The organism is Arthrobacter sp. lap29, from assembly GCF_032458965.1.
Lineage (GTDB): Bacteria > Actinomycetota > Actinomycetes > Actinomycetales > Micrococcaceae > Specibacter > Specibacter psychrochitiniphilus.
This window is the reverse complement of record NZ_JAUCEK010000001.1, coordinates 399,088-422,227: the sequence shown is the minus strand read 5'-3', so window position 1 is coordinate 422,227 and position 23,140 is coordinate 399,088. Positions and strand designations below refer to the sequence as shown.

The 23,140-nt window shown below is 58.5% G+C and carries 22 protein-coding genes; 4 read left to right on the top strand and 18 right to left on the bottom strand.

Annotated features, from left to right (window positions below):
• Positions 1-38: 38 nt before the first annotated feature.
• On the bottom strand, positions 39-2,300 hold the full coding sequence (locus RY113_RS01880) for a hypothetical protein (RefSeq protein WP_315913110.1): 2,262 nt from the start codon (positions 2,298-2,300) through the stop codon (positions 39-41).
• Positions 2,301-2,618: 318 nt separating this feature from the next.
• On the opposite strand from RY113_RS01880, the gene RY113_RS01875 reads away from it, so the two are divergent.
• On the top strand, positions 2,619-3,854 hold the full coding sequence (locus tag RY113_RS01875) for an AI-2E family transporter (RefSeq protein ID WP_396334196.1): 1,236 nt from the start codon (positions 2,619-2,621) through the stop codon (positions 3,852-3,854).
• Positions 3,855-3,961: 107 nt separating this feature from the next.
• On the opposite strand, the gene RY113_RS01870 is transcribed toward RY113_RS01875, so the two are convergent.
• Positions 3,962-4,753: an alpha/beta hydrolase gene (locus tag RY113_RS01870; RefSeq protein ID WP_315913109.1), complete on the bottom strand. Its 792-nt coding sequence runs from the start codon at positions 4,751-4,753 to the stop codon at positions 3,962-3,964.
• Positions 4,754-4,763: 10 nt separating this feature from the next.
• The gene (locus RY113_RS01865; RefSeq protein WP_110106646.1) at positions 4,764-5,132 is read right to left on the bottom strand and encodes an ATP/GTP-binding protein; all 369 of its coding nucleotides are present in this window, start codon (positions 5,130-5,132) and stop codon (positions 4,764-4,766) included.
• A 69-nt stretch (positions 5,133-5,201) separates the two neighbouring features.
• Here RY113_RS01865 and nucS point away from each other — a divergent pair, with 69 nt between their 5' ends.
• From nucS to RY113_RS01850, 3 genes are all read left to right on the top strand, one after another.
• Positions 5,202-5,897: an endonuclease NucS gene (gene nucS, locus RY113_RS01860; protein WP_315913108.1), complete on the top strand. Its 696-nt coding sequence runs from the start codon at positions 5,202-5,204 to the stop codon at positions 5,895-5,897.
• Between the two features lie 36 nt (positions 5,898-5,933).
• Positions 5,934-7,178, top strand: a complete 1,245-nt coding sequence (locus tag RY113_RS01855; protein ID WP_315913107.1) for an N-acetylglucosamine-6-phosphate deacetylase — start codon at positions 5,934-5,936, stop codon at positions 7,176-7,178.
• A gap of 144 nt (positions 7,179-7,322) precedes the next feature.
• On the top strand, positions 7,323-7,526 hold the full coding sequence (locus tag RY113_RS01850) for a cold-shock protein (RefSeq protein WP_110106644.1): 204 nt from the start codon (positions 7,323-7,325) through the stop codon (positions 7,524-7,526).
• A 114-nt stretch (positions 7,527-7,640) separates the two neighbouring features.
• Here RY113_RS01850 and RY113_RS01845 read toward each other — a convergent pair whose 3' ends face one another.
• From RY113_RS01845 to RY113_RS01775, 15 genes are all read right to left on the bottom strand, one after another.
• A complete protein-coding gene (locus tag RY113_RS01845) occupies positions 7,641-10,226 on the bottom strand; it encodes a DUF2156 domain-containing protein (RefSeq protein WP_315913106.1) in 2,586 nt (861 codons plus the stop codon).
• 41 nt (positions 10,227-10,267) lie between these two features.
• Positions 10,268-11,653, bottom strand: a complete 1,386-nt coding sequence (locus RY113_RS01840) for an alpha/beta hydrolase-fold protein (RefSeq protein WP_315913105.1) — start codon at positions 11,651-11,653, stop codon at positions 10,268-10,270.
• Between the two features lie 87 nt (positions 11,654-11,740).
• Complete coding sequence (locus tag RY113_RS01835; RefSeq protein ID WP_315913355.1) at positions 11,741-12,157, bottom strand: DUF2550 domain-containing protein; 417 nt, start codon at positions 12,155-12,157, stop codon at positions 11,741-11,743.
• A gap of 25 nt (positions 12,158-12,182) precedes the next feature.
• Complete coding sequence (locus RY113_RS01830) at positions 12,183-12,473, bottom strand: F0F1 ATP synthase subunit epsilon (RefSeq protein ID WP_110106640.1); 291 nt, start codon at positions 12,471-12,473, stop codon at positions 12,183-12,185.
• Positions 12,474-12,475: 2 nt separating this feature from the next.
• Complete coding sequence (gene atpD, locus RY113_RS01825; RefSeq protein ID WP_110106639.1) at positions 12,476-13,933, bottom strand: F0F1 ATP synthase subunit beta; 1,458 nt, start codon at positions 13,931-13,933, stop codon at positions 12,476-12,478.
• A 51-nt stretch (positions 13,934-13,984) separates the two neighbouring features.
• Positions 13,985-14,878 (bottom strand): F0F1 ATP synthase subunit gamma, encoded by an 894-nt coding sequence (locus tag RY113_RS01820; RefSeq protein WP_110106638.1) that lies wholly within the window; start codon positions 14,876-14,878, stop codon positions 13,985-13,987.
• A 70-nt stretch (positions 14,879-14,948) separates the two neighbouring features.
• Positions 14,949-16,586 carry a F0F1 ATP synthase subunit alpha gene (gene atpA, locus RY113_RS01815; RefSeq protein ID WP_315913104.1) on the bottom strand — a complete coding sequence of 546 codons (1,638 nt, stop codon included), beginning with the start codon at positions 16,584-16,586 and terminating at the stop codon, positions 14,949-14,951.
• 114 nt (positions 16,587-16,700) lie between these two features.
• Complete coding sequence (locus RY113_RS01810) at positions 16,701-17,516, bottom strand: F0F1 ATP synthase subunit delta (protein WP_110106636.1); 816 nt, start codon at positions 17,514-17,516, stop codon at positions 16,701-16,703.
• Entirely contained in the window at positions 17,516-18,067 is a 552-nt protein-coding gene (locus RY113_RS01805; protein WP_110106635.1) for a F0F1 ATP synthase subunit B, read from the bottom strand. Before RY113_RS01805 ends, RY113_RS01810 begins: the two co-directional genes overlap by 1 nt.
• 76 nt (positions 18,068-18,143) lie before the next feature.
• Positions 18,144-18,353: an ATP synthase F0 subunit C gene (locus tag RY113_RS01800; RefSeq protein WP_233911837.1), complete on the bottom strand. Its 210-nt coding sequence runs from the start codon at positions 18,351-18,353 to the stop codon at positions 18,144-18,146.
• Between the two features lie 95 nt (positions 18,354-18,448).
• The gene (gene atpB / locus RY113_RS01795) at positions 18,449-19,261 is read right to left on the bottom strand and encodes a F0F1 ATP synthase subunit A (protein WP_170120969.1); all 813 of its coding nucleotides are present in this window, start codon (positions 19,259-19,261) and stop codon (positions 18,449-18,451) included.
• A 91-nt stretch (positions 19,262-19,352) separates the two neighbouring features.
• Positions 19,353-19,607, bottom strand: a complete 255-nt coding sequence (locus tag RY113_RS01790) for a hypothetical protein (protein WP_315913103.1) — start codon at positions 19,605-19,607, stop codon at positions 19,353-19,355.
• Complete coding sequence (locus RY113_RS01785; protein ID WP_315913102.1) at positions 19,600-20,121, bottom strand: hypothetical protein; 522 nt, start codon at positions 20,119-20,121, stop codon at positions 19,600-19,602. The genes RY113_RS01790 and RY113_RS01785 overlap by 8 nt, the downstream gene beginning before the upstream one ends.
• A 135-nt stretch (positions 20,122-20,256) precedes the next feature.
• Positions 20,257-21,327, bottom strand: coding sequence for a glycosyltransferase family 4 protein (locus tag RY113_RS01780; protein WP_315913101.1), 1,071 nt, complete (start codon positions 21,325-21,327; stop codon positions 20,257-20,259).
• On the bottom strand, positions 21,327-23,093 hold the full coding sequence (locus RY113_RS01775; RefSeq protein ID WP_315913100.1) for a nucleoside-diphosphate sugar epimerase/dehydratase: 1,767 nt from the start codon (positions 23,091-23,093) through the stop codon (positions 21,327-21,329). The genes RY113_RS01780 and RY113_RS01775 overlap by 1 nt, the downstream gene beginning before the upstream one ends.
• Positions 23,094-23,140 lie beyond the last annotated feature (47 nt).

Genomic DNA, 23,140 nt, shown 5'->3' with positions numbered 1-23,140 from the left:
ACTCCTGATAGCGTCCGGGTCCCCTGTGCAAGGCGAAATTACTTCTTGAAGTTGCCGCCTACCAGGTTGCGGGTAGCGGATAAGATGGTGATTTTTCCATCCGAGCCTGCGGGCGGAATGTGCATGACCACGGGCTCAGCGTAATTGAGGGTGAAGCCCTTGGTGGTTTCCTTGCCTCCCGTGAATACTGCCGCGTCATCGCCCACGGTCAGGTTGGCGTTTTCCTTGCTCGTAGCGTCGATTCCGAAGTTATATCCAACTACCACCATGGCGCCGCCGTCAGCCGTGCGCAGGTTTACTACCTGGCCGGTGTCTGCCTTGTGGCTGAACACGTAGCTGGCGTCTTTGGCTTCCTTGAGGATGGTGGCTTGGGTATCAAGGACGCTCTGAATGTAGACGCTGTCATTGAAGGAGGTTTTGAATTTGCTATCGGCCTTTGTGAGGCGGTCACTCAGGGCCGCAATGGCGTCAGCAGGGCTCATCGCCAGACCATCAGCAGCATCAAGAGGCAATTCCTTGGTGCCTTCCTTATCAACCTTGGGGAAAGTTTGACCGGGCAGCAAAGGCGTTGCCTGAATCAGCTTGTAGTTTTCCCGCGGGCTTGCCTGCACCAGCGTCAATAGCTGAGGCAGGGCATTGTTTTCACCTTGTGTAACCAACATGCTGGAACGGGGCCAAGTCTCCGTTGTGGTGACGACCTTGGCCAGCAGTGTTGAGGCATTCACCGGTTCCATGGCCGCCTGCTTGGATACCTTGGCCCGAATTTTGTAGTTGGCTGTGCGGGCTTCCAAGGCCATTCCCGAAACCCGAACTTCAAGTTCCTGAGCATTTTTTGCATTATCACCAGCCGCCACAGCAGCAGCAACCGCCGAGGAAATACGCTGCACTTGGCTATCGAGCAGTGCGGGGAAACCTGGCGTGGACGGCACGGCTGTTGCCGTGGCGGGCGCAGATTCTGTGGCAGCAGCTGTGGCTGAGGGACTCGTTGCCGGTGTGGTGGGATCGGCAGCCACAGCAGGGCTGAGGCTGCCAGCCACTAGAACTGCGGCCAAGGCCGCGCCCCAACGGGTGGTGAAATTAGCGCGCTTCTTCATCAGTCCAACGGTTCCTTCATGCGCCCTGAACTCCGTCTGCTGGTCCTTACCGGGCGTGTCCTTGGCAGGTTTACTCTTAGCAGGCTTGTTCTTCCCGGCAATGTTCTCCCCAGCAATATTATTTCCGCCATTGTTGTTATCGGGCGTGTTGTCATCAGGCTTGTTGTTATCAGGCTTGTCCTGATCAGAGGGGTCATTATCAGGTTGGTCCCGATCAGCCTGGTCCGAGGTGCCGGAATCTGAGCTGGTCTCAGTTTCAAAGGCCACCGGATCCACCGGAGCGTCGCTGGGCTTGGACGCAGCGGGGGGCTCAGTCTTAGACAGCATCAGCGGCAGGGCGGAGGTAGCGTCGCCGGAAACAACTGCGTGAACGGGGGCAGCTTTGTCCTGCCTTGAGCTTCTGTCCGGGCGATCAGTGGAATCATCGCCTGGGCCTGCCTTGTCGGCTTCTGCCTTGCGGGCCTCGTCAATCGTGGCAGGGGCGCCGGGACCGTCCGCCTGCTTGGCAGCTGAACGGGACGCTACAATCTTGTCCACTTCCAGTGCGCCGGTGGCCGGATCGGACGGGACGCGGCCAGCAGTACGGCGGCCTGCCGCAACTTCTGCCTTGGGCTTGTTTGGTGCAATAAGGAACATCAGTGCGGCCAGAGCCAACAGAGCTGAGCCAATGATCATCAGCGGGACGGCCCAAGGGGTGCCAGCTTCGTTGTCCACCGTGATGGAAATGTCGGTAGGCGCTGCGGCCTTGCCATCAACAGAGAGGAGCAAGGCCCAGTCCCCGCGGCCGGGAGCCTGCCAGGTGTAACTGAGTTCGCCATCGGCTTTTTCCTCGCTGACCCACATATCGGAGCCTGCAGGGTTAGGCACGGTGGCCTCACCCTTGTGGCTGGTGGCCGCCAGCTGAGTAAAGTCAGCATCGGCCCCACCAATCTCGGTATATGCGCCATTCCCTACCCAGCCGAGGATATCGTCCTGGCGTGCCACAGCAAGCTGCAGAGGCCCATCGCTCTTGACGGTCATGGTGAACTGGCCATCACGAGTATTGAGCAGTTGCGGACCAATAACAGTCAGTGGTGCAGACGCGGAGGGCGCCGGCGCTGTGGCTGTAAGCGTGGCCGGAGGGAGCCAGATGGTGCGCTGGCCAATGCCTGCACCCAACACCAAGAGGCCCAGGATGGCCAAGACAATCGCAATTTTTGAACGCAAGAACTTACCTAACATCGACGGAACACTGCTGTGATCGTTAGATCAAGGGTAACTGAACCGTTATCTAATGGGCATTCTCCTTTGACTTTTATCACGTTGGCATCCCCGTGGCGCACGTTTTGAACACTCAAGCGCTGGTAACCTCTATTCACTAAAGGAAGTGGAAGAATTTGCCACCATCCATCAGACATTAAGGCAGAAACAGTGAACTCTTCCCCAGATCCAAGCGGCGAACAGCCGCTCCCGGAAGAAACCACTCCGGCTCCGCTTCAGGGCGGGAATGAAACACGCCAAGAGCAGGGTGAAGCAAACCCCACGTTGGCCGCCCCCGTTGCGGTATCGGCCGCCTCAATATCCCTCGAAGCAAAACCAGCTCAACGGGGTTGGCGCAGCTGGGTGGCGGACAAAATCCGGCAGCCGGTTCCGGGTGCACAGCCTCGCGTGCGCTTTGACCTGCCGATGGCTCCGAGCGGACCGGGCGCGCCCATGAGCAACAACGAAGGTTCCAGCGGGGGCAGCTTGGTCCGCCATCCTATTTACTTTGGCTTTATGGGAACCGTGGGCGTTGGCATTGCCTTGTTTCTGAGCTCTATCCTGGCGAACACGCAATCCCTACTGTTGTGGATTGTGACAGCTTTGTTCATCTCTTTGGGGTTGGACCCAGTGGTCCGCTGGCTCGAGCAGCGCAAGGTCCCGCGCCCTCTGGGAATAGTTGTGGTTCTGCTTGCTCTGCTTAGTGTGGTGGCGTTGTTCTTCGCCACATTGATTCCTACCATTGTTGAGCAGACTACCCAGCTCATTAATAAGGCTCCGGTATGGATCAAGGACTTCCTCAACTCGGATTTTTTCAAACAACTTGATGTCCAGTACCACGTCCTTGACACGATCAACGAGCAAGTAGCCAAGTTTTTCCAGGACGCACAAGCTGTGGGCGGTATTTTTGGCGGAGTACTAGGTGTTGGCACCACTATTGCTAATGCACTTTTTGGCACCCTTATTGTGCTGGTCCTGAGCCTGTATTTTCTAGCCTCATTGCCTGCCATCAAGAAGTGGGGCTACCGCCTTGCACCCCGTTCACAGCGCTCCCGTGTTGAAGAGTTGAGCGAGGAAATCACTCGCGGCGTGGGCAATTACGTCATAGGTCAGGTGTGCGTGGCCGTACTCAACGCCACCTTTGCCTTCATCGTCATGAGCATTCTCGGCATCCCCTTCAGCGTCCTGCTGGCCTTTGTTGTGGCGCTGCTGGCATTCATTCCACTGGTGGGAGGCATGATCGCGGCGATTGTGGTGATCGCCGTCAGCCTGACAGCGGGTTGGCAGACTGCCGTCATTTACGCCATTTGCTACTTTGCTTACCTGCAGTTTGAGGCGTACTTCATCTCACCGCGCATCATGCAAAAGGCCGTGGCGGTTCCCGGCGCCGTTGCCGTTATTTCGGTGATTGCCGGTGGCACACTCCTCGGTGTTCTGGGCGCACTGATTGCGATCCCCACGGCCGCTGCGGTGATGCTGCTGGTGAGAGAAGTCTTCATAGCCCGGCAGGACGAGAACTAAAGTTCACCTCTGGGCAGAGATCGTTTTTTTGATCTTACAGAAGCAAGAAGGAGGGGCGGGAATCCGCCCCTCCTTCTTGAATTCAAGCGCCAAAACCCAGGCGCATATTAGACGGGAAGCGCCGCCACGGGTCCGTGCCATTGTGTGGACAACTCCACGTCAGTGCCCAAGACGCTCGAAGCAATTTCATTCAAGGCTCGGGCAGCGTACTTCTCCCCCACCCACAAGTGCTTGGCACCGTCAACAGCTATGAGCTTGGCCTGGGGTACTAAGGCGAACCGGACCGTGGCAGCTTCCGGCTGCAGGTAGTCATCGAATTCCGGCACAAGCACGGTCAGTGGCTTGCCGTACGCGGCCCATGCAAGCAAATCCGAATCAGCGGCCCGGTGAAGTGGCGGCGAGAGCAGCACAGCCCCCTCCACCTGCTGCGCCACTGGGGCTACCGCACCGTATTTGAGCACCAGCTCGGTGCCGAAGGACCAGCCCAGCAGCCAGCGGTTGGGCAGGCCGCGGTCTACAGCGAACTGGACCGCAGCCTCAACATCGAGGCGTTCGCCAAGACCCTCGTCAAAGCTCCCCTCACTCGTGCCTCGCGCAGAGGCGGTGCCGCGGGTGTTGAACCGCAACACAGCAATCCCCGCCAGCGCCGGTAACCGGTAGGAGGCCTTCTTGTACACGTGCGAGTCCATGAAGCCGCCATGTGTAGGCAGCGGGTGCAGCGTGATCAAGGTGGCCCGGACGACGCCGTCGGCCGGCAAGGCCAATTCACCCACCAGAGTCAGTCCGTCAGCCGTGGTCAGTTCAATGTTCTCGCGCACGGCCGGCAAGATCGTGGAGGCACGGACCGGGGCAACTACTCCGGAATCAATAAAATCAAGGGAAGCGGGATCAAAAACCATGCCCCTGAGCCTACCGGTATTTGTAATTCCGCCCGCGCCAGCAGTTGGTGTGCCAGTGCCTGCGATCGCGCAAGCCTGCCTCAACGCCAAAAAGGGCATCTTCCTGCCACACCACAAGATGCGCAGTGCCGGGGCTCACGGGATGGTGGCAGCCAGGGCAAGTGTAGGACTTCTGAGCGTTACCGGCAGTGATGGTGCGAACCGTCCAGAGACCGTCCGAGGCTGACTCCGTTGTGGCGATACCCAGGCGGGCCCGGTTCAGGTCAAAGCCGTCATCATCGCCCGCCGACTGCCCGGTACCTTGGGCTCCGCGTCCCCGAGACTGGCTGGAGCCGCGGACGGCGGAGGTGCGGCGGCGTGGGTGGTTCGAGCGGGGCATGCTTCCATTGTGCCGCACCTCAGCGGGCCTGGGGCCCATCACGGTCCGGCAACCGCTAGAATGACAGGCGTGCGTTTAGTGATTGCCAAGTGCTCCGTCGATTACGTCGGACGCCTCAAAGCCCATCTTCCCCTCGCCGTAAGGCTCCTGTTGGTTAAGGCTGACGGTTCCGTGCTGGTGCACTCAGACGGCGGCTCTTACAAGCCGCTGAACTGGATGAGCCCGCCGGCAACTCTGCGGATTGTGGGACCGGAGGATGCCGAACTTGAAGACGGTGTCATCTCCCAGTGGATTGTGAAATCCACCAAAGCTGATGAACAGCTCATCATCAACATCTACGAAGAGCTCCATGATTCCAGCCACGATCTTGGTACCGACCCGGGCCTCATCAAGGACGGCGTGGAAGCGGACCTGCAACGGCTGTTGGCCGAGCAAATTCATTTGCTCGGCGCAGGCTTCACGCTGATCCGCCGGGAGTACTTCACGGCCATCGGGCCGGTGGATATTTTAGCCCGCGATTCGGCCGGGGCCACGGTAGCCATTGAACTTAAGCGGCGCGGTGACATTGACGGGGTGGAGCAGTTGACACGCTACCTGGAACTGCTCAACCGTGATCCCTTGTTAGCCCCCGTGCGGGGCATCTTTGCTGCCCAGCAAATCAAGCCGCAGGCTAAAACACTCGCCACAGACCGAGGCATTGAGTGCAAAACTCTCGATTACGACGCCATGCGCGGCGTGGATGACAGCGCCTCACGCCTATTTTAGAGAAGTTTTCCCCCCTTCCTGACTAGACTTGAAGCCATGACTGATCCACGCTCCGCGCCCGCGTCCACCAAATACCTGATTCAAGGTGCCGTTGTCACTGACCACGGTGTCATTGAGGGCGGACTGCTCGCCATCGAAGGAGACAGGATTTTGTACGCCGGCCGTGCCGACCACTTCGATGAACCCGGTTTTGGCGCGGGTGATATGGATGCTGCCAACATTATTTCCTTACCCGCTGGGCAGCGCCTGATCCCTGGCCTGGTTGATGTGCACAATCATGGCGGCAACGGAGGAGACTTCCCCAGCGGAAACGAAGCCTCCGCCCGGGTTGCCGTAGATTTCCTCCACCGCGCCGGCACCACCACGCTGCTGGCCAGCATGGTCACAGCATCCCCTGAAGACCTCATCAAAGGCATCGGCATTTATGCTGATATGACGGCCGAGGGCCTCCTGGCCGGTATCCACTTGGAAGGGCCCTTCCTCTCCCACGCACGCTGTGGCGCCCAGAATCCGGCGTTCCTCCTGGACCCGGACCTAGAGCTCATGACTTCCCTCATTGAAGCTGGCCGCGGCACCATCACCACCATGACGTACGCCCCTGAATTGCCCGGCGCCCCGGAACTGGTTGACCTGCTCACCAGCCACGGCATCACCCCATCTGTAGGCCACACGGACTCCGACACCGTGACGGCTGCGAACTCTCTGGAGCAGGCCCGGGAGGGCCTGGATTCCACCGGGTTCGACGGCGTCTCCGGACGACCCACTGTCACCCACCTTTTCAACGGCATGCCTCCCATGCACCACCGCTCCCCCGGTCCTGTTGCCGCGTGCCTGCGGGCCGCCAAAGCTGGGAATGCTGCCGTCGAACTTGTTAGCGATAACACCCACCTGGACCCAGAAACGGTCAAGATGGTGTTTGAGATTGTGGGCGCGGAGAACATCCTGTTGGTCACCGATTCCATGGCCGCTGCGGGGCTCGCTGACGGCCAGTACATGCTGGGCCCTTCCCCTGTCACTGTCACCAATGGTGTAGCCACACTGGATGCAACCGGCTCCATTGCCGGAGGCACCGCCACCTTGTTGGATGTGCTGCGCCGCACCACAGCAGCCGGAGTGAAATTTGCGGATGCACTGAAGTCAGCCACCTCGGTCCCTGCCGCGGTGTTGGGGCTCACGGATGAAGTGGGGTCGTTGCGCCGCGGGCTACGGGCCGATGTGCTCATTGTCAATGCCGATCTGGAGCTGCAGCGCGTCATGCGTGCAGGTCTCTGGCTGCGCTAGTTAACAATCGCGACTCTTTAGTAGCATTCATTGACCTTGAATGTGACGCATGTCATGCTAAACGAGGCTCGGGAGCAACTGCCTCGGCGCCTTATGCGGTACATATAGCGGTACAGCATGAACGTTCATCACAAGGAGAAATCAATGGCACAGGGAACCGTCAAGTGGTTCAACGCTGAAAAGGGCTTCGGCTTCATCACCCCGGACAACGCCGAGGGCGATGTGTTTGTCCATTACTCAGAAATTCAAAGTGGCGGTTTCAAGACCTTGGATGAAAATGCCCGGGTGGAGTTCGAAATTGGTCAAGGCAGCAAAGGTCCCCAGGCCACCGGCGTCACCACGCTCTGATGTGTTCTAGCTCGCGCTAGAACGGCACGCACTAGAACGGCACGTACCAGAACTTTAGCGGCCCCCGGCAATAGCGCCGGGGGCCGTTATTGCTGGCCGCTATTGCCAGCGCTATTATTGCCGGCGCAAGAGCTTGGTCAACGACCGCACTGAAACATTGGGCAGGTAAGCCTCGCCCACGGCCCAGCCAATGGCAGGCAGCGAGAGCGGGTCCTGATACATCAAGTACAAGGACCTGTGCCGTGGTTTGAAACGTTGTTTGAAATTGGCCAGGGAAGAGAACCCGTAGACCGGTTCCAGGGTGCGGGCCAGCAGTTCCAGCATGCGCGCCAGGGTGTTTTCCTGCCCGTCAGCAACGGTTCCAGCAGGTGAAGGCACAGCAGGTGATGGCGCAGCCGTTGAGGCAACGGCATCGCCAGGCCCGGCCGGCATCGCCAGGGCCGAACCCACATGGGCCGCCCCAGAGCGCGGCGAACCTGAGCGTGGCGAACCAGCCAGGGGCGAACCCGAGAGGGAAATGTAATCGACCGTGAGCGCAAAATGCTGCACAGCCTGAGCGATGAGGTATTCCATCACGCCATTGAAGGAGCCGCTGTTGCGGCGCATGAAGTCAAGGGTCCAACTGACTACCTCGCCGTGGGAAAAGACTGGAAGCCAGCTTGTGACGGCGTGAATCCGCCCGGTGGCGTCAATGGCCAAGGCCAGCTGGACGGATTCATCCTTAAGTTCCTCCAGTCCTCCCAGGGTGAAGCCAAGCTCGGGCAACGCCTGGCCGGAGACCCAGTCCTCGGAAATCTCGTGGATCTGTGTGCGCTGCCCTGTGGTCAGTTCCCCGTAATGGCACCATTGCGCAGTGATTTCCAGTTTTGCCGCCTTGTTCAGCGCAGTGCGGACGTTTTGCCAGTCCTTGCCCTTGAAGTCCATGCTGCGAACGTCAAGGAGCGTTTCAGCAGCCACAACAATTCCTCGAAAGCCACGCTGCTCCAGCATGGCGGCGGGAGCTTCATTGACGGAATAAAAGCAGGGGGTGAGAGATTCCTCGGCACAAAAATCAAGGAATTGATCCACGGCAGACTCATAGTCCGCAGGTTCCCCAATGGGCCCGCCTACTGTAAGCGCAACCCCTCGGTGCGCCTGGTACGCCACGGCCACTGTCCCGGCGCTGTTGAACCAGTATTGGTTTTTGGCCCACAGGCTCATCCATGACAGGGAATCTCCTCCCTTGCGCACTAAGGCCTTCGCCGCCGCAATATCGTCTACACCTCCGCTGTGCAGACGCCTGCTCAGAAACAGTGCCAGAATGCTCACGGTGCTGGCCAGCCACAACACCAGCCCACCAAAGCTGAACAGGAGTTGGGAAAAGAACCCGTGCGGATAAATATTCGCGGCATAGCTAAAAGGAAAGGGATAGGGCAGCACGATCCGTGGAATGGCCGCTACCAGGGCGGGCAGTCCCACACCGTCCTCCAGATTCCCCTCGGCCAACCACGCCACCGTGTAGAGCGTCACCACGGCAAGCAACAGCAACGGCAAGTAAATCAGTGCCCGGCGCCGCAGCACTGGATCTGTTTCAACGCGGAAATGCCGGCGAAAGATGATCAAGAATACGGCGATCAATAGGGGCATGAGAACGACTGGCAGTAACTCCCACACTGATTCGTTGATGCTCAGGCTGCGGTGGCCGCGCCGCAATGACAGGCCCACCCCGGCAAAGACCTGGAAGTAGACAGCTGAAACCAGTCCAATAACCAGGTGGAAATAGACGGCCACCCACAAGGCCAGGCGGCTGCCCCGGCGCAGTCCTTCCGCACAAACCAGCAGCAACAGCATCGGCATCAGTGCCAGTAAATGACCGCCGGAGCCAAAAAGTCCAAGGTCCTTGACCATCCCCTGACAGGCGGCATTAGCCACATGACAACTGCCCTGCCATTGCGAAAGTGTGGGTTCTTGGTTGGTGATCCAGGTGCGCAGCATCGCCAGGGGCCCCACCGCCACGTGTGCCAGTGCGGCGGCCAGCGGCCCTACCGCAAAGACGGCCACCACCAGGGCCAAGATGGTGCGTATTTCATGACTTGTTGACCGCCTGGTCCCTCCACGGCCGGCGGCCTTGAAGAACACCTTTCCGGCGGCGAGCCCAATCAGGGCCGCCACAAGGATGAAGAGGTGCTGGGCATGCCCCACATACACGCTGAGCATGAGCGCCGTGGCCAGGATCGAGACCCGCACACGGCGCCTCCACAACAGTGAGATTCCCTGACTTGCCGCCATCAGCGTCCCGGCGGAGGCGGCAAACGGACCCAGCAGTGTTGCCTGATCCACTCCCTCCAGGGAATCTATACCGAGCGTGCTGCCCAGCCCAATGATCACCGTATAAAGTACGACGGCGGCCACTTGGATTGCGCAGAAAAGTGCGGCCGTGCGCAGGGTACCCACAGTGAATTCGGAAATCCCCACCACCACGGCCACTACGGCGATTCCCAACACCATGGCGGCGGTGCTGGAACTGAGAAAGAGCGTGCTGAAAATATTCCACCAGCGACCATCACTGAGATCAGCCGGCTGAAAGCCCCAATTACGTGCCATGAGCCCTGGCAACCTGGCTAGGAAGGCGCCCGAGGCCACGTGCCCCACCATGATGGTTGCCATCAAGGCCGTGCTCAATGGTGCCCGCCGCACCCATCCCAGCACCGCAGGCGTCATGCGGCTGGCCCACCCAGACTTCGTGGTCGCCCCCACCAAGGTCATGGAAGACCAACCCGGGCAAAGACGAACGCCAACCCCTGAGGCAGGGCGGCATCGGCTACAGCCCAGGAATGCCCTCCCGGGTAGGATGCGCTTTTTACGCTCATGCCGGCCTTGCTGGCTGCCGCTTCGAGTACCTTCACATTGGCAGAATACGTGGTATCAGCGTTTCCTACCGCAAACCAGCCATGAATCTGCGGGTACGTGTTGTGTGCCATAAGCGTCAGTGGCAAGAGCGCATCAAAAGCAGCCGTGTCACCGTTGAAAGCTCGATCCACCGTCAATGACCGGTTCACGGCAAGGGCCGGTTCCCGTTCAGGGGAAATCGCCATGAACGTTTGGTATATCTGCGGATGCCTGGTGACCATCTGCAAGGAGCAGGTGGCTCCATAGGAGAACCCGCCCACCGCCCAATGGGCAGGGTTGGTATCTACCTCAAGATGGGATCTGATCCACGTCGGCACATCCATGGACATGTAGCTATCAGCCTGTCCCAGCTTCGAATCCATGCACATTGTATTTCCCTGTGTGCTGCCATTGGGATCCGGAATCACCACAATCGGTGCCAGCCCACCATGAGAGGCGGCATAGGCGTCAAGTTGGTTGACTAAGCCCGTGGAGCTCAGCCACGATTCCGGTGACCCCGGCTGGCCGCTCACCATAACCAGTACGGGCAATACCGGCCGTTGTGCCTCAGAGTAGGCCGGAGGCAGATACACCACGGCCTTGCGGGCCTTGAAGCCCGAAATAGTCCCGGGTATGGGCTCCAAACGCACGGTGCCTCGCACGGGCATCGCTGCAGGGGGCGTCCACCGCGTTGACACGGCGCTCTTCATGAAACGAGACTCCTGGCCCTGGTGCGGCTTGGGCAGCACGGCCGTGGAGATTTCAGTCTCTGACTTCATGAGGCTGCCAAGGGTTGGATACTGGCCAAAATCGGCGTTGATGCCAACGCCCACCACCGCAGCCACCACGGCAACAGCCAGCACGGCAAAAGTGCCACGCATAGGGGAAACGGCTCGCCGTAATTGTCGGCTCGTTCCCCCACGCTCGGCAGGCACACGCTCGGCAGGCGCACTCACTGGCCGGCGACGGCGAAAGCTGGCATACGCCGTCGCGCTTCCCATGAGCAGGGCCCACACCATGAGCGCAACATACAGGGCAACAGCAGTGGGCAGATCCTCCGGCCACCAGTAGAGGACGTAAATCACCAGCCACGAGCTACCGAAGCCCACCAGCAGGGCCACTGCTGCGGCGGCCAGGGCAAACAGCCACCAGCGCCACGATCGGCGAAAGAGCAGAAAAAGCACGGCGGCTACCCCGAGAACGCCGAACAGCACGGGGATGGGTCCGCTAATGAGGCTAAGATTTTGAACTGTTTGCATGCTGCCGCCGCACTCTATTGAGACTTACGCCCGCCAAATGCAGGAGCACAGTGATGTTAGCGCCAAAGTATGGGAGAGCGCTGGGAGTTAGCGCCAGGTGTTCATGCCGGGCTGTGGACCAGCTTCAAGCCATGAGGAGAGGCCGGTGTAAGCACCGAATTTCATGGCGAGCAGGATCTCTGCGCCGTCATAGTCCAGCACCACAATCACGGTGGAGGGGGGAACCCGGGTCAGCTCAGCTTCGCTAGGATCGCGGCGGCCCACCAACACAATCTTGTTCCGTTGCAGGGTTTTTACTGGGATCGGGCTCAAAGACAATGTCCTCAGCCACTGAAGATTTGACTCCTGATAACGACAAACCCCCATGGCCCAGCGATTTGAACGCAGGCACATGGAGGTGTCAAAGGTGCCCAGGGTGCGTCGCAAAACCAAGCGACGCACCCCAAAGAGGCACAATGATAGAACAACTAGCAGGAGCAATCCTGCCAGCACGATGAACGGCATACCGAGTTCGTTCATCAATTGATTGCTAGCGAATCCCTGCGCCTGACGTTGCGCTGTCTTTCAACTGCGCATTGTCAGCAACGATGACAACCCGGTTGCTATCAACCGAGAAGAAGCCGCCGTCCACTTCAACAAGGAAGCGGGATCCGTCCACAGGAGCGATCTCCAGCAAGCCCGGCGCCAAAACCGCGAGCATCGGGGTGTGACCGGGCAAAATGCCGATCTCGCCTTCGCTGGTGAACCCCTTGACGAGGGTCGCTGCACCGGACCAGACAAAATGGTCCGCAGCTACGATTTCAACTTCGAGGTTAGCCATGATTACTTCGTCGATTCCTGGATCTTGGCCCACTGACGCTCAACATCATCCATACCGCCGATGTTGAAGAACGCCTGCTCGGCAATGTGGTCCACGTCGCCGTCGCAGATAGCAGTGAAGCCTTCAATGGTGTCCGCGATGGAAACCGTGGAGCCTTCGACGCCGGTGAACTGCTTGGCCGTGTAGGTGTTCTGCGAGAGGAACTGCTGGATACGGCGGGCGCGAGCCACAACGATCTTGTCCTCTTCGCCGAGCTCGTCAATGCCGAGGATCGCGATGATGTCCTGCAGTTCCTTGTTCTTCTGAAGGATCTGCTTGACACGCACTGCGGTGTCGTAGTGAGCCTTACCCACGTACTGCGGGTCAAGGATACGCGAGGTTGAAGTCAGCGGATCGATGGCCGGGTACAGGCCACGTGAAGCGATTTCACGGGAAAGTTCCGTGGTCGCATCCAAGTGGGCGAAGGTCGCGGCCGGGGCCGGGTCGGTGTAGTCATCAGCAGGTACGTAAACGGCCTGCATGGACGTGATCGAGTGACCCTTGGTTGAGGTGATGCGCTCCTGCAGGAGACCCATCTCATCAGCCAGGTTGGGCTGGTAACCCACGGCTGAAGGCATCCGCCCCAGCAGTGTGGAAACCTCGGAACCGGCCTGTGTGAAACGGAAGATGTTGTCAATGAAGAGCAACACGTCCTGGTTCTGCACATCGCGGAAGTACTCGGCCATGGTCAAAGCTGACAGGGCTACGCGCAAACGCGTTCCCGGCGGCTCATCCATCTGGCCGAAAACTAGAGCAGTGTCCTTGAGAACACCTGACTCTTCCATTTCCACCCAAAGGTCGTTACCTTCTCGTGTTCGCTCACCAACACCGGCGAATACCGAGGTACCACCGAAGTTACGAGCAACACGGGTGATCATTTCCTGGATCAGAACCGTCTTACCAACACCGGCACCACCGAAGAGGCCGATCTTTCCACCCTTGATGTAGGGGGTCAGAAGGTCAATTGACTTAATACCAGTCTCGAGCATCTCCGTGGAGCCTTCGAGAGTGGCAAATGCCGGGGGCTTGCGGTGGATGGACCAGCGCTCGGTGTAATCGAGCTCTGCATCCGTTACGTCCAGGGGTTCGCCCAGGACGTTGAAGATGTGACCCTTGACGCCGTCGCCAACAGGCACGGTGATGGGGCTACCAAGGTCCTTCACGACACTGCCGCGGACAAGTCCGTCGGTGGCCTGCAAGGAGATGGCGCGAATAACGCCGTCTCCTAGGTGCTGGCTGGTCTCGAAGGTAATGGTCTTTGTCTCACCGTTGAGAGTAATCTCGGTGGTGAGTGCGTTGTAAATAGCGGGAATGCCGTCAGCCGGGAATTCGACGTCGACAACCGGGCCGATAACGCGCGCAATGCGGCCTGTGGCACCGGCCTTCGCTGCGGTTCCCTGCTCGTTGAGTTGGGCAGTCATCTCTCTCACTTCACTTGTGTAGATGGCATTGAATAAGTATGAATTGGGCTGCTAAGACGCGTTGAGCGCGTCGGCGCCCGCAACAATCTCGGAGAGCTCCTGCGTAACTTCAGCCTGCCGGGCGTTGTTACGAAGACGCGTGTACTTCTTGATCAGATCGTTGGCATTATCGCCCGCAGACTTCATGGCCCGCTGACGTGCTGCAAGCTCGGAAGCTGCCGCCTGCAAAAGTGCTGAGAAGATGCGTGACTCAATGTACCGCGGCAGCAGGGCGTCAAGGACGTCCTCGGGCTGCGGCTCGAACTCGTACAGCGGCAACAGGTCGGTTGAGGACTGAACTTCTTCCTCAACAACTTCCAGCGGCAACAGACGAATTACGGTCGGCTCCTGAACAACCATTGACTTGAACTGGGTGTAAACGACATGGATTTCATCCACGCCACCCTCTTCAAAGTCAGTGGCAAAATCCGCAAGTAAAGCCTCGCGAAGTTCACGTGCAGTTTCAAATTCCGGCGCATCGGTTCCACCGGTCCATACCTTCGCGTAATCGCGGCCACGGAAGTCAAAGTACGCCTGTGCCTTACGGCCGACCAGGTAGGTCGTGACGTCTTTTCCTTCTTCGTGCAGCAATTCGATAAGGTGCTCTGCCTGCTTTAAAACGCTGGCGGAGTAGGAACCGGCAAGACCACGGTCGGAAGTCATGACCAACACTGCAGCCCGACGGATTGAATCCGGCTCGGTTGTCAGCGGGTGGTCGACCTCGGACTGGGACGCAACGGCAGAAACGGCACGGGTGATCGCATTGGAATACGGCAATGAAGCCGAAACACGCAAGCGTGCCTTTCCAATGCGGGACGTAGCGATCAGTTCCATCGCCTTGAAGATCTTTTGCATCGACGTGGTCGAGGCGATCTTCTGGCGGTAGACCCGGATCTGGGCTCCCATGTTTGTCCTTTCCTTATCCTTGTTTAGCTTGCCGGCCCCGCGGGGCCGGCAAGCTATTCAAAGGATGGTGTCAGCGTTTCTGCTTAACGATCTTTTCCTGGTCGACATCCTCGGCGGCAAGCGCACCGAACTCTTCGCGTCCGGCGCCGACCAAATGGTCGTCACCATCCCCAAAGAAGCCCTTCTTGAAGTCAACGATGTTGGACTTGAGTGCGTCAACAGTCGAAGGCTCCAGCAAGTTGGTCTGAGCCAACGTGGTCAGAACTGACGTGCGCAGACGCAGGTGCTCAAGGAATTCGGTCTCAAAGCGGCGTACATCTTCTACCGGGACGTTGTCCAGGTAGCCGTTGGTGCCCATCCAGATTGAAACAACCTGGTTTTCCACCGGGAACGGTGCGTACTGGCCCTGCTTGAGCAGTTCCATCAAGCGTGCACCACGAGTCAGCTGCTGCTTGGAAGCGGCATCCAAATCGGAGGCGAACATGGCAAATGCCTGCATGTCGCGGTACTGAGCCAGTTCAAGCTTCAACGTACCTGAAACCTTCTTCATGGCCTTGACCTGTGCAGCACCACCAACGCGGGACACAGAGACACCTACGTCCACTGCGGGGCGCTGGTTGGCGTTGAAGAGGTCAGACTGCAAGAAGATCTGGCCGTCAGTGATGGAAATAACGTTGGTCGGAATGTAGGCCGAGACGTCATTGGCCTTGGTTTCAATGATCGGCAAGCCGGTCATTGAACCTGCACCGAGCTCGTCTGAGAGCTTGGCACAACGTTCCAGCAAGCGGGAGTGCAGGTAGAACACGTCACCCGGGTATGCCTCGCGGCCCGGCGGGCGGCGCAGCAACAGTGAGACAGCGCGGTAAGCTTCGGCCTGCTTGGAGAGATCATCGAAGACGATCAGAACGTGCTTGCCCGAGTACATCCAGTGCTGGCCAATGGCCGAACCGGTGTAAGGAGCCAAGTACTTGAAACCAGCCGGGTCAGATGCCGGGGAGGCAATGATGGTGGTGTATTCCAAGGCACCGTTGTCAGCCAAGGTCTGGCGGACAGCTGCAATGGTGGACGCCTTCTGGCCGATTGCTACATAAACGCAGCGAACCTGCTTCTTGACATCGTTAGAAGCCCAGTTGGCCTTCTGGTTGATGATGGTGTCAACGGCCAAGGCCGTCTTGCCCGTCTGGCGGTCACCAATGATCAGCTGACGCTGGCCACGGCCGATCGGGATCATGGCGTCAATGGCCTTCATACCGGTCTGCAGCGGTTCGGTAACCGACTGGCGCTGGGTGACACCGGGTGCCTGAAGTTCCAAGGCGCGTCGGCCTTCGGCTTCAATCTCACCCAGGTCATCCATGGGCTGACCCAAGGGGTCAACCACACGGCCCAGGAATTTATCGCCCACCGGCACGGAGAGGATCTCCCCGGTGCGGTGAACCTGCTGGCCCTCGGCGATGCCGGCGAAGTCGCCAAGGACAACAACACCGATCTCGCGAGTGTCCAAGTTCTGGGCCAAGCCCAGTGTGCCGTCTTCGAATCGAAGAAGCTCGTTGGCCATGACAGAGGGAAGTCCCTCTACCTTGGCAATGCCGTCACTTGCGGTGGTGACGCGGCCAACCTCGACGCGCTCTGCGTTGCCCGGTTCATAGGACGCTGCGAACTCATTCAAGGCATTGCGGACGTCGTCGGCATTGATGGTCAAGTCGGCCATCTGCAGTCCCTGCTCTCCTAAGTTGTGGTTGCCAGCTAAATAAATGTGTGCCGGAAACCTAAATTTTTGATTCAGTCAGTTGTGGACTGGCTGTTGAAACCCTGTGAAGGATTTCTAAACTGCCAACCGGCGGCGAAGCTCGGCCAGGCGGGTCGCTGCGGTTGCGTCAACAACCTCGGCCCCCACAACAACCTTGATTCCGCCGACTAATGTCGGGTCGATATTGACATTGAGCTTCAAATCGCGACCATAGAGTTTGTTCAAGCCGGCCTGCAAGCGTGCGGTCTGCTCTGCGCTCAGGTCACGAGTGACACTGACGTAGGCAATCCAACGCTGCTGGCGTTTGGCCACCAATTCCACGAACCGCTGTACCAAGGCCGTGGGCTTGAGCCCGCGGGGGGCTGCAACAGCTTGGCGGATCAGCAACGCTGAGACAGCACTGGCGTGGGGAACAACCTTCTGCGCCAAAACGCTCTTGGCGCTCCCCGTTGCCTGTGCATCATCAAATGCGCGCTGCAGATCATGACTGGACCCAACAACTCGAATGAACGTGAAGAGTTCCTCTTCAAGAGCATTCAAGCTGGCGGAGCCGCCACCTTGACCTTCAGCAACCGCGATCGCTGACGTTGCTGCCAAGGTTTCCAGTGCATCGCCCAGGTCACGAGCCGAGCTCCAACGTGCGGCAACCAGCTCCAAGAAAACAAGCTGAGCTTCTGCGCTGACCTTTCCCGCAATGAGCTTGGTGGCCAGTGCAGCCTTGTCCGCACTCTCGCGAGTGGGATCGGTCAAGGCGCGGCGCAGGCCGGCGTTGCTGTCCAGAAGTCCCAAGATTGCAAAGAGATCTTGCGCCAATGCGATGGACGCAGTGGCCAGCTTGGGTTCCAGCGACTCAAGAGCCGCTGCCAATGACTTGCTCGATACACCTGCCATTACTTCGTTGCACCCGCGTTCGACTGGTTTTCCAGATCTGCCAGGAAGCGCTCAACAACCCGGTTGGAACGTGCATCATCATCGAGGGCTTCGCCTACGATTTTGCCTGCCAGCGCGGTAGCCAAAGTGCCAACCTCGCTGCGGAGGGAGTTCACTGCGGCCACGCGCTCGGACTCGATCGCAACCTGAGCTTGGGCGGTGATGCGTGCAGATTCCTCTGCAGCCTTCGCCTTCAGATCGGCCAGAATCTGGGCACCTTCTGCACGGGCGCTTTCACGGATGCCATTGGCTTCCGTGCGGGCTTCCATGAGCTGGGCCTTGTACTGCTCCAAGAGGGCGTTAGCTTCAGCTTGCGCTTCTTCTGCCTTCTCAATTCCGCCTTCAATAGCCTCTACACGGTCCGTGTATGACTTCTCGAAGATCGGGGCGATGTATTTCTTCACCACAAAGAGCAGGACAGCGAAAGCTACAGCGGTGACTAGAACTTCCCACCAGTTAGGCAGGAGCGGGTTTGCACCCTCGCTAGCGAGAATTACTGCTGCGGTAACCATTTCTCACTTATCCTTAATCTGATATTCGTCCATGAACAGTTCGTCCCCTAACAAGAGGGAACAAGGAGTCTTTGGACTAGACGCCAACGACGAAGGCGAATACCAGGCCAAGAATAGCCAGTGCTTCTGCAAGGGCGAAGCCAAGCAGGGCGATGGGCTGCAGGATGCGCTGAGCTTCCGGCTGACGGGCCACACCGTTGATGTAAGCGGCGAAGATCATGCCCACGCCAATAGCCGAACCAATAGCCGCCAGGCCGTAGCCAATCATATTAAGGGAGCCGTGCATTGTTTTGTTCCTTTCAAGATACCGGCGTTGTGCCGGCAGGTTGTGAGGTGATTCTTGTATTCGAGAAAAAATAGGGGTGATGCTAGGGGGAAACTTTAGTGCGCATCTGCTTCCAGGCTGCCCTGGATGTAGATCGCGGTCAGCAGGGTGAAAACAAAGGCCTGCAGGACCATGATCAACAGTTCCAGGAAGTACATGGCAATGGAGCCAACAATCACGGCCACACCCGTTGCGTTGAGCAGGATACTGTCCTGAACAACAATCAGGTACTGGGCGCCGCTACCTGCCAGAACCACAATCATGTGACCTGCCAGCATTGTCGCCATCAAACGCAATGAGTGCGTCAGCGGGCGGACAATAAAGTTGGAGATGATTTCCAACGGCACCAGCAGCGGCAGAATCCAAGCAGGAACACCAGTGGGGACCACTGCCAGCTTGAAGTAACGAATGCCGTGCTTCTGCACACCCACAGCAATCCACGTGAAGTAGATAATCAAGGCAATGGCATAAGCACTACCAGCGTGTGAGAAGGAAGGAAGCTGCAGGAACGGAATGGCACCAAAGATGTTGTTCAGCAGCACAAATAGGAACACTGAGAAGAGCAGCGGCACCCACGGGCGGAAGTTTTTCTCACCCATGATGTCGCGGCCAACAGTGTTGCGGGCGAAGCTGTAGAAGCCTTCGGCGAAGAACTGGACCCGTCCCGGAACCAGTTTCGGATTTCGGATCGCAGCCTTGAAGAACCAGACGATCAACACCACCGACAAGATGATCATGATCATCTGCTTGCCGAGCCCAGTGCCGTAATCGGTCATCCAGGGAAGGATGTCGGGGAGGTGGGTATCGCTAATTGTCGGTGGAACGAAGCCACCGTCATTCGAGGCCATCGGAAGCGCAAACGCGGTCAACGCGCTGTCCTCTCTGCAGTTTCGGTCAAAGGGCAAGTGTGGCGGTCCATCAAAAGATGGTTAGCACCGTAGGAAAGTCTGATGGTGGGATTCATTGCTTCTTGTCATCATCTAGGCGGCCATGCCTTTGATGATGCCTGGCTAGAAAATATCCGCAAAGCGCCCCAACGGGCAATGCAGCGAACAATAGCCAGCCAGTATCCAACAAAAAGTCCAGTCCCCACCCTATCAAACCCCAGAGCAGGATTCCGCCAATAATGTAGGTGTAGTCCAGCTTTTCGGCATTAGAAGCAGGTGGAATTACCACATGGTCGGGTTTGCCGGAGTCGGGCGTCTTCTTAGTCATCGGCAACATCCTTTGTTACGTCCGGAGTGGTTGCTGTCCCAGCCGGGGAGCCTTCCACCGCGGATTCATCAAAGATGAGAAAACGCTGTTTGCTGAAGATGATCACTTCAGTGGCCTGCCATAGCAGCACAGCCGCCACGGCCGCCCCAGCGAACCAGGACTTGTTTAGCCAAGTGGGGGTTCCCAGCGCAAATAACACCGCTGCGAATCCCACCACTTTGACAAAGTACGTCATCACGAAGATACCCATGACAGCACCTGGCATCCGCTTGCTGAACAAGTGGCCCACCAGCAGGCTCAAGCCAAAAAAGGCAATCACCAAAAGGGAGCCGAACAGCACGCTTAAGACGCCGTGAACATCCGTGAAAACATAAGCAACAACCACCATGATCAGGACGGCAATACCGTCCACCAGCAGGCACCTCTTCAAGATATTCCAGCTGGGGCTCGCAGTGGGACCGGAGGCCGTCAACGGCCTGCGCGCAGCGCTATGGTGGGCGCTTGTGTCCTTCATGGGAACTCCATCATGGGAAGTGGTTGGGGCAAGGTGCCTCGCTGAACAGCGGGCAGAGTGAATGTCACCACAGGAAATTCTACACGAGATAGAACTTGAATTTGACGTGCATGGTTCTCCGCCATACGGGTCCTTTCAGTCCTGGCCGGTGCTTGTTGGTGTGCCGTCCGCGGAGGAGCGCTCTTTGATTTTACGCAGGAAGCGTTGGAAGAGGGTTGGAGTGCGCAGATACGCCAGGACCACCGCAAAGCCGGCCGCGGTGGCCAGAATCTGAACCACTTCATGCCCTTGTGCCGCGGCGATGCCCAGAAAGCTGACAAGAATGGTTGCGGCAGCAACTACGAGTGTGGCTTGGATGTGGCTCAGGCCCACTATGACCAGGCGCTGATAGACGTGCTGGCGGTGTGCCACATACCAGCGCTCCCCCGCCAGGAGCCTGCGCAGGAACGTCACGAAGGTATCAATCAAATAGATCAGTACGGGCGAGAAAATATATTCCACGGGAACTCCCGCCAGGAACGCACACATGGCCGTGATGGCGATGGCGGCACCCAACAGGTAACTGCCCACATCCCCAAGAAACACCCTGTTGCGGCTCAGGTTCCACGGCAGGAATCCGGCAAAGGCCAGGGAGATGGCAATACCCGCATAGACCAACCAGTCATGGGAGGTCATGAAGCCGGCATAGGCATAGAAGCCACCCACCAGCAGGCCGTGCGTGCCGGATATTCCGTTAATACCATCCATGAAGTTGGTGACATTGACGTAGGCGGCAACGGCAAGGGCACCGGCCGGAATCAGCCACAATTGTTGTTGGCCCGGGTCAAGGATGGCCACCACAGCCGTTGCCGTACCGCCAAGAAGCAGCTGTAGCCCGGCCCTGATCTTCACCGACAGGCCGCGAATATCCTCAATCCAGCCAATCGCTGCGGCACCCAGTACCACGACGAGAATAACCACCAGCGTCAATGACCCCTGTAACCCCGTCTTGCCTTGGGGCAGGAACACCGCCACCAGAACAGCGGCGGGCAAGGCTACCGCAGTTGTAATTCCCATACCCCTGATGGTGGGTACGGTGTGGGAGGAACGCTCGTTGGGGACGTCAAGAACCCCGGCCCGGGCCAGCAGCGGGCGCACGAACAACGGCAGCACCAGGGCCAGCACCAGGGCTACTGCGCCAACGGTTATTTGTGCCCAGAGTTCCATCAGACACCGCCCGCAACGTCGCCGTCGGACTCGTCAATGCTGGGCGCATCCGGCCCGGCTTCGTCCTCGCAGCGTTGGAGCCACAGGCCAAGATCAAGGTCCTTCGGGGCCAAGGGACGGGCCTGCGTGTGGGAAATCTTGGCGTGACCGTCAGGATTCTGAATCTCGTCATCACCTGTGAGCTGTTCGTGGAGTTTCTCCGAGGGGCGCAAGCCAGTGATCTTGATCTTGATGTCACGGCCGGACATCGCAATCATGCGCTCTGCAACATCCATGATGCGCACCGGTTCACCCATGTCCAGGATCAACACGTCACCGCCGTGCCCAATAGCGCCAGCCTGGATGACCAGCTGGCAGGCCTCAGGGATGGTCATGAAGAAGCGCGTCACATCCGGGTGGGTTACCGTCACCGGGCCGCCCTTGTTGATCTGGTCTGTGAACAAGGGCAGCATGGAGCCGCGGCTGCCAATAACATTGCCAAAGCGGACCGAAACGTAGCGCATGCCCGTCTCCTGAGCCATCCAGGAGGTGAGCTTCTCTGCCGCACGTTTGGAGTGGCCCAGTGCAGTGGTGGGGCTGGCCGCCTTGTCGGTGGAAACGTTGACATACGTTTCAACACCCACGCTGCGGGCGGCCTCAAGAACGTTCAGCGAGCCCAAAACATTGGTTTTCCAGCCCTCGTCCGGATACATCTGCAACAGGGGCGCGTGCTTGAGCGCTGCGGCATGGAACACCACTTCGGGGCGCCTGTCTGAAAAGATTTTCGCCATCGCCTCGCCGTCGCGGATATCCGCCAGCACAATGTCCTTGTTATCTAACAAGCCGTGGCCCTCAATGGAGAGTTGAGTGTGTTGCAGGCCGGATTCGTCACGGTCCAGCATGATCAAGGCGGCAGGTTCAAAGCCGTGCAGCTGGCGGCAAAGCTCCGACCCGATGGAACCTCCGGCCCCCGTCACCAGCACCCGTTTACCCCTGATGTAACCGGCCACGAGTTCCACCTGGGTTTCCACAGGGGTGCGGCCAATGAGGTCAGCAACATCAATCTCGCGGAAATCGGTGAGCCCGCCCCGGTTGTCTTTATTGGTGTCGGGGCTGAGCATTTCCTGCAGAGGTGGCAGAACCAGAACTTTCACACCTAGGCCGGAAACGCTGTCGGAGATTTCCCGGATCCTTTTGGCACTCAGGTGGGCGATGGCCAGCACAATCACGGTTGACTTGGTGCGCTTGATGATCTCAGCTATGTCCTTGCCGCTACCCAACACCCCAACTGAACTTAAGCGTAAGTGCTTCTTGGCGGCGTCATCATCAATGAGGCCCACAGGCACGTACGGGGATTCCGGATCCTGAACCATGCGCGTCACCAGCGAATTACCGAGAAACCCTGCTCCGTAGATCAGGGTTTTTTGGGCTTCATCCCCGAACATCGGTTTGCCCTCCACGTACAAACGCTTGGCGTAACGTACGGCGGCCATGGTCAGAGCGGCAAAGGGGAAGGCAATGACGGCCACGGAACGGGCAACATGGATTTCATTGATAAAGATGGACAAGAAAATGCTGGTGACAACCGCCACTATCAGCGTGACGGCAACCAGTACACGGGCCTCGTGGATGCTGCCAAAGGTATAGCGCCCGCGGTAGAGGGCCATGTACCAGCCGGCAATGAGCTGGGTGGCCACGGCCACAACCACCAGTGCCGCCAGACCGGCGAAGTTAATGAGGCCAATATCCAGCTCATAACGCAGCAACACTGCCAGTAACAGGGCCACGGTCCAGGCAAGAGAATCAAGAATCGCCTGTGACCAAAGCCATAGCC